Origin of the sequence: Ferruginibacter sp. SUN002, from assembly GCF_050611725.1 — a bacterium.
Classification (GTDB): Bacteria; Bacteroidota; Bacteroidia; order Chitinophagales; family Chitinophagaceae; genus Ferruginibacter.
In genome coordinates this window covers 1-16597 of the sequence record NZ_JBODJB010000001.1, presented here as the reverse complement: position 1 = coordinate 16597, position 16597 = coordinate 1, and the positions used below count along the sequence as shown (strand labels likewise).

6 protein-coding genes are annotated in these 16597 nt (G+C 38.0%); 2 read left to right on the top strand and 4 right to left on the bottom strand.

What is annotated here, in order from left to right; all coding sequences use genetic code 11:
* Nucleotides 1–75 precede the first annotated feature (75 nt).
* On the top strand, nucleotides 76–1701 hold the full coding sequence (gene pafA / locus ACQ33O_RS00030) for an alkaline phosphatase PafA (RefSeq protein ID WP_430993487.1): 1626 nt from the start codon (nucleotides 76–78) through the stop codon (nucleotides 1699–1701).
* 107 nt (nucleotides 1702–1808) lie between these two features.
* Here the strand turns inward: pafA and ACQ33O_RS00025 are convergent, their stop codons facing one another.
* The 4 genes from ACQ33O_RS00025 to ACQ33O_RS00010 all read right to left on the bottom strand — a co-directional run bounded on the left by ACQ33O_RS00025 (nucleotide 1809) and on the right by ACQ33O_RS00010 (nucleotide 8500).
* Nucleotides 1809–3500 carry a T9SS type A sorting domain-containing protein gene (locus tag ACQ33O_RS00025; RefSeq protein WP_430993486.1) on the bottom strand — a complete coding sequence of 564 codons (1692 nt, stop codon included), beginning with the start codon at nucleotides 3498–3500 and terminating at the stop codon, nucleotides 1809–1811.
* 162 nt (nucleotides 3501–3662) lie between these two features.
* Nucleotides 3663–4400 carry a glycosyltransferase family 2 protein gene (locus ACQ33O_RS00020; protein ID WP_430993485.1) on the bottom strand — a complete coding sequence of 246 codons (738 nt, stop codon included), beginning with the start codon at nucleotides 4398–4400 and terminating at the stop codon, nucleotides 3663–3665.
* 27 nt (nucleotides 4401–4427) lie between these two features.
* Complete coding sequence (locus ACQ33O_RS00015) at nucleotides 4428–6446, bottom strand: tetratricopeptide repeat protein (RefSeq protein WP_430993484.1); 2019 nt, start codon at nucleotides 6444–6446, stop codon at nucleotides 4428–4430.
* A gap of 26 nt (nucleotides 6447–6472) precedes the next feature.
* Nucleotides 6473–8500: a hypothetical protein gene (locus tag ACQ33O_RS00010; RefSeq protein ID WP_430993483.1), complete on the bottom strand. Its 2028-nt coding sequence runs from the start codon at nucleotides 8498–8500 to the stop codon at nucleotides 6473–6475.
* Between the two features lie 647 nt (nucleotides 8501–9147).
* Here ACQ33O_RS00010 and ACQ33O_RS00005 point away from each other — a divergent pair.
* A partial coding sequence (locus ACQ33O_RS00005) for a beta strand repeat-containing protein (RefSeq protein WP_430993482.1) occupies nucleotides 9148–16597 on the top strand: 7450 nt, incomplete at its 3' end.

Here is a 16597-nt window from a genome sequence, read left to right as displayed (position 1 = left end):
AAAATCCATAACATGAGGTTAACAGCCTTTTTATGTCAGACAACTGTCTTAATTTTAACTACTTAAATAAAATAAATGATGCGTCGTTCATACTTTCTTATTACATGTTTCTTATTACTTATTTCTTATTCAGTTACGGCACAATCTTCCAAACCAAAGTTGGTAGTAGGTCTGGTAATTGATCAAATGCGTTGGGATTATTTATATCGCTATAATAATTTGTACAGTGCCAATGGATTTAAGCGACTACTAAAAGAGGGTTTTAGTGCCGAGAATACACTCATACCTTATACGCCAACCTATACAGCACCGGGGCATACTTCGGTATATACGGGAAGTGTACCTGCTGTGCATGGTATAGTTGGAAACAACTGGTATGACAGAACTTTAGGCAAAAATGTTTATTGTACAGATGATTCAACTGTATCAACCGTTGGTAGCAATACCAATGCAGGGAAAATGAGTCCGGATAATATGTGGACCACCACTATTACGGATGAATTAAGATTGAGTAATAATTTTAAAACAAAAGTTATTGGTATTGCTTTGAAAGACAGAGGAGCTATTTTACCTGCAGGTCATAGTGCCAATGCAGCTTACTGGTATGATGATAAAGTGGGCAAATGGATCACTAGTAGTTATTATATGAAGCAATTGCCTACATGGGTTGATACATTTAATAATAAAGATCTGGCTGCAAAATACATGAGTAAAGACTGGAATACTTTATTGCCGATAGAGAAATATGATCAGAGCACTGATGATGACGAACCTTATGAGGATAAAATTGAAGGATTGAAGGCATCTACTTTCCCACATAAACTTTCTTCATTAACCGATACAAAATACCAGGCTTTTAAACGAACGCCATTCGGTACAACTTATACATTTGATTTTGCGAAAGCAACCATTCAAAATGAAGACATGGGGTCTCATGCCGGAACAGATTTTCTGGCGGTGAGTATTTCTTCAACGGATTATATAGGGCATGCATTCGGCCCTAATTCAATTGAGGCAGAAGATGCTTTTTTACGTTTGGATAAAGACATTGAAAATTTCCTTTTGTATTTAGATACAAAGATCGGCAAGGGTAATTATATGTTGTTCTTAACAGCAGATCATGGTGCGGCACATGCACCGGGCTTTTTGGCACAACATCAAATACCCGGAGGAATGTTTGAAGATAAGGATCTGCAAAAAGAAATGAATGATATGATAGAAAGAAATTTTGGGGTAAAGAATGGTGTTGTCAATTTACAGAACTATCAGGTTTATTTAAATACTACGGAAATTGAAAAGCAAGGAAAAGATATAGATGCAATTAAAAAAGCTGTTATTAAATCGCTTAAACAAAAAGTGTATATCGTTGAAGCATTTGAATTAGATGAATTGTCTGAGACTACCATTGCTGAGCCTCAAAAATCGATGATGACAAATGGGTACAATCCTAAACGCAGCGGCGATATTCAGTTTACACTTCGTTCGGGCTATTTTGACGGGTGGGGTAAAGGTACCACACATGGTTTGTGGAACCCGTACGATGCACATATTCCCTTATTGTTTTTTGGTTGGGGTGTAAAACCGGGTAAGACTAACAGGGAAACATACATGACAGATATTGCTGCAACAGTAGCTGCAATGCTAAAGATACAAATGCCGAGTGGGTGTGTGGGGAAGGTGATTACGGAGGCGGTGAAATAAAAGCTACAAGGGATGAGCTACAAGGGAGAAGCAAAAGAATTACGAACGGTATACTTGTCCCTTGTGGCTTGTAGCTTGTAGCTTTTTCTGTGGCTTGTAGCTCTTGTTTATAATTTCACGAATTTACTTTCAGTGATACGTACATCAGGTTTACTGATCACAACAAAATAATTGCCTGATGCTAATTTTGAAACATCGGTAGTGATCTTATTTTCTCCCGGCTTAAAATTGACGGCAATGTTTTTTACTTCTCTTCCTTCGGATGAATAGATCTTACAGGTAATTTGCTCTTTATTCTTTGCAGTACAAATGATGGTTAATTGATCAACTACAGGATTAGGATTGATCTGAATGATTTTTACAACAGGGTTGTTAAAATTAATTGCAATGGTAGATGAGTACACAAAACTTCCATCACCATTGATCTGTTTTAACCTGTAAAAATTCAAACCATTAACGGGTTGTACATCCGTAAAACTATAGTTTGTATTATTCGCCGTCAATTCACTTACAAAAGAAAAATTGGTGCCGTCTACACTACGCTCTACTTCAAAATAATCTACACTGTAATCAAGCGCTGTAGTCCATGAAAGATTGATCTGCTCGTCTTTTTGAATACCATCGAAATCAATCAAATGTATCGGTGTAGTATTTAAATTTCTGTAGATCCAAATTGGAGCGGTCCAGATAATATCACCATCTGCCTGTATCACTCGTACAAAATAATAAAATTTATTACCGAGTGTTGTAGTATGTGTATAGTTTAAAACACTGTTGTTGGTAATAGATCTTAAGCTTGTTGGGTTCAATCCGCTGCCGGGTACACCATAATAAATATCAATTCTGCTAACATTATCGCCTGCATCCGGATCTACAACAGAAACCTGTATTGCTGAATTAGATGCGGCTGTTGTATCGGAACCCATAAAAAATCCATTGACCGTAAAATTCACTTGTACATTCCAGTCGTCAGATGCATAGAAGCGCATTGCTCTGTAAGCCGCCATGATACTATCTCTTTTCAAACTCTTTGCCAACACAACTGTTCTCATTTTGTTGGTTCTTCCAAAGTTGGTGTAGTGGTTGTCCTGATCGCAATTAGGGCCTACATGAAACCCTTTTCCCAATGCTTCATAATAAACAGATGAATAACTTGATGGTACAGCATCGGAATAATCTGTAGTTGTAGAAAATGCGGCACCACTTCTAACGGCTACGCCTACCACAGCACTATCTGCAGATGTATTCAATGTGCCTTCTATCAAATTATTATAATCAAAATCCTGTGGATGAGCCAGCGTACAAAAAGCATTTGGATAGGAATTAACGATCTGCCAGAATTTTGAATAATCAGTTTTTGCACAAAAAATATTGTAATTATTTGTTGGTCCCCAGCCGCCACTTCCGCTTTCCCAGCCAACCAACCCAGGTATACCGTAAGTTACCAGATGCCCGCCATTATCAATTACACCCCATTCCATTCCGTACATACAAACAAAAGTTCCTTCATTGTTTGCTGTATCTGCCTGATAAACGCCTTTTGCATAATCTGCCAGATGCATTCCCGGATTATTAGCACTTGAAAAGTGGTTGTGTTCTGCAATGCCTAAAAAGTCCATATGATAGCTGCCCTTTGTGTACGCATAACTTTGTCCGGGAGTTTTATAACCCGTTGTAGCACTGTCTTTATTTCCGTCCGAATAAGCAGTATGAGAATGCAGGTTGCCGTAATAAAAATTATATTGGCAATAGGTATTGGAGCACAATAGTAGTGCAAGGGCAAGCAACAAGCTTTTCATTAGTTGGAAAGGTTTAATACGCTTTGCTAATGCCTGTTATAAAATTTATTTACAACAAATTTTTTAGCAAGAACGAAAGTAGCTGCAAATTTAGATAAATATTTATTCTTTATCTAAAAAAGCACAAGATGATTGTATGATTTAACAAATGCAATAAGGAGACTAAGAAAAAAGTTTTGATTTATAAATTCCCCATTTATGTAAACGGAATAGCAAACCGTTTTTTAAACAGCCTAATCCGTATTTCATACTTCTTAAAAAATTGATGGAAGATGCGTCTTCAAAGTATTTGGTAGGACAGGTAATTTCTCCAATTTTGAAACCGTGAAAGATCGCTTGTGATAAGAATTGGTTATCAAACACAAAATCATCGGAATTATTTCGCCAATTTAATTTTTCTAATACTTTTCTGTTGTATGCTCTGTAACCTGTGTGATACTCCGACAGCTTTGCACTCATTAAAATATTTTGAGATAAAGTAAGTATACGATTAAAAAAATATTTATAATAAGGCATACCACCACTTAACGCTTTTCCTCCAAGGATCCTTGAGCCGAGTACCACATCAAATTCTCCCGACTCAAGCAAATAAGCCATGGCGCCAATAAGTTTTGGAGTATATTGATAATCCGGATGCAACATGATAACAATGTCTGCACCGGTATTTAAAGCAGCCGTATAGCAGGTTTTTTGATTGCCGCCGTAACCGAGATTTTTTTCGTGGATATGTAATCCGATATTTAACTGTTTTGCTATTGTAGAGGTTTCGTCTTTACTAGCATCATCTACAAGCAATACTTCATCAACAATATCGAAAGGAATTTCATTATAAGTTTGTACAAGGGTTTTTGCTGCATTATATGCAGGCATTACAACTACTATTTTCTTATCTCTTATCATAAAAAACAAATTTGCCGGGTGCTTATCTTAACGACAATATTTTTCACTCAATTTCAATGTATCCGAATAGCCTAAAGAGTACGATTCATACCAGTCATTACATGCACCTTTAAGATCATTTACTTTTTGTTTTGCTATGCCTCTTTCGAAATATGCTTGCGAAAATTTCTTGTTGAGGTAAATAGCTTTATCGAAATAATAAAAAGCCGAATCATATATATTCAATTCTCTATATGCATGCCCCAGGTTATTATAAACAATTGGAGAAGGTTTTTTTTCCATCAATGCAAGCGCTGTATGGCAATCGGTAATAGCACTTTTAAAATCATTTAGTAAAATAGATGCATAAGCTCTGTTATTATAAACATCGGCAAACTTTGGCTGTAATTTTATCGACTTCGAAAAGCTGTTAACTGCTTCCGCATAGTTTTTTACTTCTATAAATAAATTACCAAAAGTGTTGTACACTTTTGGATTTGTTGAGTCAAGTGTTGCTGCTCTGAAAACGTCTCTAAAAGCACCTTCGTATTTTTTTAAAAATCTTTTTTCAACAGAACGAGCCAGTAACGCATCAGCAAAATTCGGTTGTAGTTCTAATGCAAGTGTAAAGTTCTGTTCAGCTTCTTCATGCTTTTGAGTTTTCGACATGATCTTTCCTCTCTCAAAATACATCGTAGCATCTTTGTTATTAAGTGCAATTGCTTTGTTAATATCAATTAGTGCATTTAAAGTATCTCCCTTTTTCAAATACTCGCCGGCTCTGCCCGATAAGCCCGAAGGATTATCGAGTTTTGCAGCTCTGTCTCTAACTGTGAAAGAATTTTTATAATCTCCTGCATGTCTTACAGCTAAAATACCGAATACGATCAGTACAGGGATATAAACGGCCGCAAATATTTTTTTTGCACCTGAAAATTTCAATGCCTCATTCAGAAAAAAACTTAGTATGATCACAATGCCGATCATCGGTAAATAAGTACGATGTTCGAGGTAGTTAAAAAAAGTGTCGGCGTTTTGAAGTCTGTAAATAGTTGGTGGTACTGCAAAGAATAAGAACCACAATAAGCCTAGCAACACTGCCCATTGTTTTTTTGCTGAAAAATAAATGGTAATAAAAACTATGGCAATTAGAAAAACACTTCCAATAATCGTATCGAAATTATTGTATAACGGAAAAGTAGAAAGGTTATTCGGGAAGAAAAACTTGCCAATGATTGTTGGCACTACTGTATTGTTTTTAAAGAAGGGAATAATGCCGAGTACATCTGCCGTAGCTCCGGTATTGGCCACTACATTACTCCGCATCATAAAAAAGAAAATCGTAGCAGCGGCCCATACAACAAGATAGGGGAGTAAGCGCAAGGAATGATACATTATTTTTTTATGATTCGGTAAAGGATTGATCACTAGGAAATAATAAAAGATCAATAGTAATGGAAAAAGGATGGTTGTTTCTTTCGTAAATAAAATGATCAAAAAAGTTAAGGAGTGTAAAAAGAAGTATACTACACTTTTTTTAACGATCTGATGATGAAATGTAATGAACAAAAGTACTCCAAGTAGTCCGATCAATATATCACCTCGTGAAGGTACCCAGCCAACGCCTGAAGCAAAAAGAGGATGTATAGAAAAAAGCAATGCTAAAGAAAATGCAACTAGTCTGCTTGGCTGCAACAATAGCAGAAAAAAATACAATGCAATACCGGTTAAGATATGTATCACCAAATTGCTGATATGAAACATCCACAGTTTATCTCTGCTTACCTGAGCATCTAGCATAAATGTGATGTTTTGCACGGGTCGGTAAAAGTCCCCGTTTTTATTAAAGAAGGCATCCACCTTATAAGCTGTATCGATTTTTTTTATGTCGCCAACAATATCAAATTTTTGTTGAATGATACCATTGTCATCAAAATTGGTATAATCAAATTTGACACACTGTATGTAAACAAGTATAGGCAATATAATTAGCAATGAAATTTGCAGCCACTTATTGTTTTTTAAATGCCACAAAAAGCCCTGTGCAGTAAACATTTTTTCTCCCATAACCATTCAAAGTGTTAGTACAATTTTTAACGACAATATTTTTGTATGGTGTCTTGTGCCATATCAAAGCCGAGTTTAACAGACTCCTGCCAATCATTACAGGCGCCGGTCATATCTTTCTTTTGCAGTTTAGCCATACCTCTGTAAAAATATCCAAAATAAAAGTTGTTGGCCAGGTTCAGTGTAATGTCAAATTGCTTAATGGCAGAATCGCTTAACCCTTTTTCATACAATATCATTCCTTTATTGTAATAAGCGTTTAAAAACAACTGATTTCGTGCAATCGCTTTATCACAATCAGCTAATGCATCATCAAATTTTTTCAATCTGTAATTCACGAAAGCCCTGTCGTTGTATGCTTCTGTATAGTTGCTGTCCAGTTTAATTGCTTTTGAAAAACTAACAAGTGCCGGTTCAGGTTGCTGCGAAGCCACAAATACTTTTCCTTCGGTATAAAATATTGTAGGATCATTAGGGACAAACTGTTTTGCTTTATTCAGATCATCAAAGGCACCGCCGATGTTTTGTGTTTGTATCCTTGCTTCAGCACGTTTGATATAAGCCTGAAAAAAAGTTGAGTCCAGTGCAAGCGTAGTAGAAAAATCAGCATCTGCATCAAAATATTTTTTTTCATAAGTAAGGTCAATGATACCTCTTGAAAAGAATGCCGGAGGATATTCGCCATTTGAATTTTCTATGCCTTTTTCTATCTCGGCACTGGCACTTACAATATCATGGGCATTGATATATTCTTCGGCAATTTTTATAGAAGCTCCGGGATTATTTAATTCGGCAGCTCTTCCGAAGAATTGCATGGTATTTTTAAAATGATCGCTATGTATGGAGGCAATTGGCGTAAATAACACAATAGCTACAACAGGCAACCAGATAATATTACCGGTTTTTGATTTAGAAAGTATTTCATTGAAAAGGTAGCTTAGTAAGATAATAACACCTATAAAAGGTAAGTAAGCCCTATGTTCATAATATTCCAGTAAATATTTACTAAAAAATAATTTGAAAAGTAAGGGAGGGGCAATAAAAAGTAGGAACCAGGAAAATCCGAACAAGGGCAACCATTCTTTTGATCGTATCTTTTTGTAAACCATCAAACCCATTAGCAATAGAATAATACATCCGATGATGGTAAACGAATTTTCGAACAACGGCATCGTTGATAAGTTAGCCGGTAAAAAGAACTTTGCCAGTATGATCGGTATGGTTGGAAGATTTAAAAGAAGTGGCTTCAACCCGAATATAAAATCCGGAGGTGTGCCGCTTACAACCTTACTTCTCATGTATAAGAAAACAATACTAACGGTAATCCATAGTAGAAAAAATGGAAGCAGCTTCTTCAGTGAAAACTTTTCTTTCGCTATCAAAAAATAATAAAACAGCAACATTAACGGAAACACCAATGTAGTTTCTTTGGTAAAAGCTGCGGTTAAAAACAAAAGCGCATGCAATGCAAAGAAATGCCATTTGCCGGAGCGGATATACTTAGCAAAGGTGATCAGCATGAGTATGCCGAATAGCCCGATCAGTACATCACCTCTTGCCGGTACCCAGGAAATTGCTGCGGCCAGTACAGGATGCAAACTAAACAGCAAACTGAAAATGAAAGAAACCATTTTCTTTATTCCTAAAAAAATAAGCAGGTAATACAAGGCAATTACGGTAAGCAAGTGATAGATCAATCCTGAAAAGTGATAGATCCATGGGTTTTCTTTTCCGATCAGTGCATCTATCATGAAAGATACCGTTTGCACCGGCCTGTAAAAATCTCCATGAGCACTCAAAAAAGCGTCGGTTTTAAAAGCTATACCAATATTCTTTATGCTACCAAGTATATGAAAGTTATTTTGGATAATGGCCACATCGTCCATATTGATGAACTCAAACCCGGTAATCTTAATGAAAATAAAGAATGGCAACAATACCAATACAATGATATGCCAGAGTGATCTTTCACCAAATACGGTAATAATTTTTTGTGCGGCAGTTGGTTTGTCTATTTTAGCTGCAATGGTAGTCTTACTATTAGTTTTTGCCATTAAAATTGAATGGTTTAGTATTAACGGCTGTAAAGTAATAAAAAATAACCTCACATTGTTGTTGGATGGCGATTTTAGAAAAAGCAATCGTAAATGAGCATAAAATACCCATTATACATATTAAATACCGAATAAATATGACACATATCATAAATGAGCCATCATAGTATAAAAATGCATAAATTATTCATTTTATCCCCACAAAATAAAAATTATGCACTTTTTTATTCATTTTTTGATTTTTTAACTTTTTGTTCATACTTTCACAAATTAGAATCGGGTTTAATTTATACTAAAGCCTTTTTTAAACGCCACTCCAATATAATATAGAAAAGTTTTTGACCTTGTTTGTCCGCTTTCAGCTAACGACTGAGGGCTTCGTCTAAACTAAACGGTTAGTAAATAATCGTTTAGCCAAATTTTAAAACTGAACAATTAAAAACTGATCTATGTTATTGATGCATTCTACCCCCTACAAAAACAAATTGCTTCGATTTGCAGGCTCCGGATCACGTAATCCATAGCTGCCACTACATGAAAAAATTGTTGCACAAGGCAACAATCAGTTTTTATTTTGATAACATTTAGTTTATAAACAAGCATTTTCTTTGGCTCTTTAGAAATAAAAAATATAAAATTTACTTTATATGAATTGTAATTTAACTCTGACTTCTTTTAAGAAAAATTTATTGAGATTTAGTTTCCTTTTTGTTGCACTTGTTGCAATTGCTAGTTCAGGTTTAGGCCAAGCTGCATCAGGTACTTGGGCTTTAACGGCTAATGCTAACGCTGCTATTGTTGGTAATGTTGCTGGTGGTGCTCAAACTGGTGGTAGTGGAATTGGCGCAATGACGTTTACTGCTAATGGTGTTTCATCTAATGGCTGGGGCTCAACTGGATTGGATGCGAATGACTATTATCAATTCTCAATTTCACCAACAGCCGGGAATGATTTCACAATTTCAAGCATTGCTGCTACACATAACCTATCTAGTCAAACAGCAACTGGTCAAATACAATATTCATATAGTTCTTCATTCACCTCGCCTTCGATAGTAGGTAGTACTTTTGCTTTATCAACTACAGCTACAACAACTACTGCATCTTCTTTGTCAATAAGTGTAACAAATGGTCAAACATTATATCTTCGCTTCTATGTTTATAACAATGGATCTGGAAATACAATCACCAATTCGCAGACAGTTAGGTGTAGAAATTTTACAGTAACTGGTACAACAGCTGCAGCTGTTACAACAACAAATTTCTATTCAAAATCAACGGGTGATTTAAATTCAACTGCTAACTGGGGTACAAGTACAGATGGTACCGGTACAGCACCAACAGACTTTACCACAAATGGTCAAATTTTTAATGTAAGAAACAACGCATCACCAACTATAGGTGCAGCTTGGACAGTGTCAGGTACAGGATCTAAAATTGTTGTAGGTAATGGAACCAACGCATGTAATTTCACTATTCCTTCAGGTTTCGCTGTAACAGGTACGATAGATGTGAGCGCCGCGGCAACGCTTACCATTGCAAACACAACCAATCCTACTTTAGGAACATTAAATGCCACAAGTACTGTTGCATTTACGGCAGCGGGTGCTCAGGCAGTTCCGGCAGCTACATATGGCAATCTTTCAGTGTCAACAACAACTGCTAACGCTACAGCAAGCGGTGCTATTGCAGTAGTAACTGCTTTAACGGTTGCAAACGGTTCTACTTTCGATCTTGGAACGAATGCTTTAACCGGGGCTTCACTCACAACAAGCGGAACGGGTATTATAAAAACACAAAACACAACTGGTACACCAATACCTACCGGTAGAACATGGTCTCAGGAATTACAATATAACAGTTCAAGTGCACAAACGGTTGTGGCAGGTACATATTCAAATCTGAATATATCAGGTGGTAACAGAACTTTAATTAATGGTGGAACAATCAATGTTTCCGGAACATATACTCCGGGGGCAGGTACACTAACGGTAACGTCTAATACATTTAATTTTAACGGAGCAAACGGACAAGTTATTCCGGGAGCTACTTATAATAATTTATCTTCTTCAAATAACACTAGATCACTAAGTGGGGTCATTAAAATTGCCGGAACATTTACACAAGGAGGCGGCAATTATACAATTGGTACAAGTACGGTTGAATTTAACGGAAGTACGGCACAAACCATACCGGTTCTTGCTGTTGCAAGCGGTAGTAACTATTATAACTTAACGTATAGTGGAACATCAATAGCTACTTTGGGGGGGACAATGACTGTAGGGAATGATCTAAGTGTGTCGGGATCAGGAGGTAGCTTAAGAACAAATAACGGAACTTCTTTTATTCTTACTGTAAATGGTACTACGTCGATCTCAAATGGTGGATTTATTGATCTGAATGGAACTGGTACCAATAATACTACTATACAACTTAAGGGTAATTTGAATATCTCCGGAACAAACGGAAGGATTACTACAATTGGTAGTTCTGCTCCTAATGGTACGGTGGTATTTAGTGGAACGAGTCAAACCTATACTTTTACAGCTACTGGTACAGTAGGGTATGCGAATTATGAAATTGGTGATGGGACAAATCTTACTACTGTTGTATTGAATAACAGCATAACCTTGGTGAATGACGCCGGGGCTGGTTTTGTGGGAACTTTGACCATTAAAGATAAAGGAACACTTAATGTTGGTACAAATAATATCACTAGTAATGGTACAACTGCTGCAGGAACTACATTTGTTATCAATTCCGGTGGTACACTTGTTACATCAAATACAGGCGGTATAGTAGGTACAGGTACTTCAGGAACAAATGGTACTATTAATAGTACCAATGTTCAAACTAGAACATTTAATGCTGGTGCAAACTATACTTTCAATGCCGCTACAACAGCACCATTCCCTACCAGTACACTAGGGAATCCCGCTGATGTAACAATTGGAGCTGCCGTTACCCTTAACCGTGCTATAACGATGTCGGGTACACTAGCTTTATCAGCTGTTTTAACTACTACAGGTGCTAATACTTTAAATCTTACTAATCCTGCAAGTGGTACAATTACCGGTGGTAGTACAACTGCTTATATCGATGGTGCGGTTACAAGAACTTTAGGAACTACATCTACAGGGTTGTATACAATTCCTTTAGGTAAATCATCTAAATATTACCCGTTTGCATTTACTGCCGGAACAATTGCAAGTGGAACGCCTACAATCAATATTGAAGCCTTTGCAGCGGCTCCTGCAGGAACAGCTAACGGAACAACTGTTGCAAGTATCAGCGGTACAGAATACTGGAAAGTAATTACTACCGGCGCTACATTTGCAGCTACTAATTTTTCTATAGGTAGATCAACACCTGCTGTACCTGCCGGACGTATCATTGCAGCTAGCCCATCAGATGCAGCTTCATCTTATGCTTCAATTGATGGTACTGTTGGTACATTAAGCAGCCAACCATCTGTAAATACAAGTAGCAGTGGTTTATCGGGTGCAGGTACTTTGTATTTGTCAATTGCAGTAAGACCAACTTTTACAGTAACATACGATGCTAATGGTGGAACAGGCTCTGTTCCTACCGATGGTAATACATACAATTATAATGATCTTGTAACTGTTCAAACCAACTCGGGTGGTTTAACAAAAGCAGGTTTCACTTTCGACGGTTGGAATACTGCTGCTGACGGATCGGGTTCAAGTTATCCTGCTGACAATAGCACTACTTTCAATATTACAATCAATACAACTTTATATGCTAAATGGCTTTCAGTTGCAACATACAATATTACCTATGATGCTAATAGCGGAACAGGTACACCTCCTGTGGATGGGAATGCTCATAATTCAGGAGAGGTAGTTACTGTGCTTGCTAATACCGATCTTGCAAGAGCAGGTTATGTATTTGATGGCTGGAATACTGCGGCCGATGGTACAGGCACAAATTATGCTGCAACAGGCAGCGCTACTTTAATAATGCCTGCGGCTAACGTTACCCTATATGCGAAATGGACATACACTGTAACATACAGTGCGAATGGTGGAACAGGTACAGTGCCTACAGATAATGTAAAATATTTACCAAATGCGCTTGTTACAGTATTAGCAAACGCTGGCCCTGTTACAAAAACAGGTTACACCTTTGGCGGATGGAATACACAGTCAGATGGATTGGGAACAAATTATACAGCAGGTAGTGGAACTTTCAACATAACAAGCATTACTACACTATATGCAAAATGGAACATCAATCAATATGCGGTTAGTTATGATGGTAACGGAAATACAACTGGTTCAGTTCCGGCTTCATCAACAAACTATGATTACAACGCTACTGTAACCGTATTAGCAAATACTAATACGCTGGCGAGAACGGGTTATACATTCAGCGGTTGGAATACAGCTGCAGATGGTTCAGGAACAGATTATGCAGCATCAGGAAGTGCTACTTTCTTAATGCCTGCAAATGCGGTTACCTTATATGCTAAATGGACGGTGAATTCGTATTCAGTTATTTATAACACTACGGGAAGTACCGGTGGTACAGCTCCGGGTACAACTTCACAAAATTATGGTGCAACCGTTACCGTACTTGGTAATACCGGCAATCTTGTGAAAACAGGTTATGGTTTTGCCGGATGGAATACTTTGGCAGATGGTACCGGTACAGATTATGCTCCGGGTGCAACTTTTACAATGGGGGATGCAGATTTTAACTTATATCCTAAATGGGCTCCAACTTTTGTTGAAGATTTCAGTTATGCAAATGGTACCGGATTAGTTGCTGGTACAGGAGGTGTATGGACTGCAACAAGCGGTACAGGTACTAATAACTTAACTGTAAATGGTGCAGGTTTAACTTATGATGGTGCAGTACAGTCAGGCATTGGCTTAAGCTTGCCTTTGGCAAATAATGGCCAAGACGCAGTGAGATTAACTGGAAATACCGTATCATCAGGCGCTGCTTATGGATCATTCCTGGTAAAAATAACTGCAGCTCAGACAAACGGTGATTATTTCACAGGATTAATTAGCGGAACCAGTACTTTTGCTACAAGAATTTATGCAAAATCTACTTCTGGTGGTTTCTATTTCGGTGTTGGTAAAACCAATGCTACGGCTGTTTATGAAACAGGTACGGCAAGAACACTGGGAACTACTTATTTGGTTGCAATAAAATATGCGTACAATACAGTAAGTGGTACAGATGATATTGTTAGCCTTTGGGTTAACCCGACTTTAAATGGTTTAGAGGGTACTGCAACCTTAACTACAGGTAGTGGAACAACTGATCAGGCAGCGATGACTGGTATAATGGTCAGACAAGGAGCTTCTGCCGATGCACCAACTGCAGAAATTGACGGTTTCAGGGCTGGCTCAAGTTGGGCAGAGGTAGTACCTGCTGGTGCGTATACACTTACCTATAATATCAATACAGGATCGGGCTCTGCTCCAAGTGCTGCTACATATGCTGCCGGTGCAACCGTTACTTTACCTGGTGTTGGTGCTATGACAAAAACCGGTTACACATTTGCCGGATGGAATACACAGGCAGATGGTTTAGGAACAAATTATACAACTACCTATACAATGCCTGCAGCAAGTACAACCTTGTATGCAAAATGGACGATCAATTCTTATACAGTTACTTATAGTGGTAATGGTAATGACGGTGGCTCTGTGCCATCAGCACCAACCAGCCATGATTATAATACAATCGTAACGGTACTGGCTAATACAAATACACTTTCTAAATCAGGATATGTATTTAGTGGTTGGAATACACAGGCGGATGGTAATGGAACGAATTATGCTGCTACCGGTAGCGTAACATTCACGATGGGTACTGCTAACGTTACTCTGTATGCGAAATGGGTAGCCAATGTTACTTATACAATTACTTACAGTGCAAACGGCGGAACAGGTACGCCACCTGTTGATAATAATACTTATTTAGAAGCAGCTGTGGCAACTGTAGCAGCCAATACAGATCTTGCAAGAGCAGGTTATGTATTTGACGGATGGAATACTGCGGCCGATGGAACAGGTACAAGTTATGCTGCAACAGGTAGTGCAACTTTAACAATGCCTGCTGCTAACGTTATCCTGTATGCGAAATGGACATACACTGTTACATACAATGCGAATGGTGGAACAGGTACAGTGCCTACAGATAATGTGAAATATTTACCAAATGCGCTTGTTACAGTATTAGCAAATTCAGGCCCTGTTGCAAAAACAGGTTACACATTTGGCGGTTGGAATACACAGGCAGATGGTAACGGAACAAATTATACAGCAGGTAGTGGTACATTCAATATTACAGGTATTACAACCCTATATGCAAAATGGAACATCAATCAATATGCAGTTACTTATAGTGTTAACGGCGGAACAGGTTCTGTACCGTCAGCACCGGCAAACTATGATTATGCTTCAACAGTAACTGTATTAACAAATTCAGGCAATATTGCACTAACCGGTTATACATTCAGCGGTTGGAATACAGCTGCAAACGGTTCAGGAACAGATTATGCAGCAACAGGAAGTGCTACTTTCTTAATGCCTGCAAATGCTGTTACGTTATATGCTAAATGGACACCTATTAATTATACAGTTACTTACAATGGTAACGACAATACCGGTGGTACAGTACCATCAGCCCCGGCAAACTATGCTTATAATTCTTCAGTAACTGTATTGGCTAATACAGGGTCATTGGTTAAAACAGCTCATACTTTTGTTGGATGGAATACAGCTGCAGACGGTACAGGAATAAATTACGCAGCAACAGGTAGTGTAACCTTCACAATGGGTGCTGCTAACGTTACCCTGTATGCGAAATGGACACCTGCTCCTATTTTTTCTGAAAATATGGGTACTCCATCTGGAACAACTATAATTGCAACTTATGCAGGTGGTACAGCTCCTGCCACTTTCCAAAATAAAGGAATTTTGACTTTTGGTATTGGAGGTCAGACAACATCTGATGTAAGAACTACAGGTGCATCTTCGGGTTATACAGGTGCTTCTGGTAATGGTAATGTGTTCTTTGCAACATCAGGAACAATTGGTTTCTCAATTGAAAGCATTAACGCAGCTAATTACACGGGTCTTTCATTAAGTTATGCTTACAGAAAAGAAAATGCTGCGGCACATGCAACATTTGCAGTTGATTACTGGAATGGTAGTGCATGGGTTTCTGTAGCAAGTACTTCTACGGCTTTATTTAACGAATCAGGTACTGCTTCTGTAGCATGGTATGCGGCGAAAACACTTAGCTTGCCTGCAGGTGCACAGATAGATGGTCTTAAAATTCGCTTTGTAAAAAGTGGAAGCAACTCAATAAGAATTGATGACGTAATTTTAAACGGTACACCGAAATGTGGTTTATATACAGGTACCGATGGCAACTTTAACAACCCGGCTAACTGGTTCTGCGGATCAGTGCCTACATCCGCATCAGATGTGATCATTCCTGCAGGTAAAGGTAAAATAACCATCAGTTCAGATCTGAATGTTACGGGTACTTTCGATTATCAAGGTTCAACAGCAGGTGATACATTGATCATTGCTCCCGGTGTAGAATTAAAAGCTACAGGTGGTATCATTGATTTCAACAGTAATCCTGTTCTTCTTCAATCTACAGCAAGTGGTACAGGAACTATAGGTGCAGTAACCGGTGGCGGTGGTATCTTAGGTGCTGATAACATTATTGCCGAAAGATTTACAACCCAACAATTGAACAGAGGTTGGAGAATGTTGGCTTTACCAGTAGCAAGTACACAAACGATCAGAGCTTCATGGCAGGAAAATGGTATCAACGATAACGGATTCGGTACCTTGATCACTAGTCCAACAGGTGCTGCAGGTTTTGATGCAACAACACCGGGTTATTCATTGTTGAGCTATTCTCCAGGTACTAACCCTGCATGGGTAGGTATGGGTACAGCAACAACAACAACAAGTATTGCGAATGCTCATAATGCCTGGATGATCTACATCAGAGGTGATAGAACCAAAGGTGTAAATGCAAGCAGTACAACAGATGCATCAACCGCCAGATTAAGAGTTAAAGGATCTTTACGTA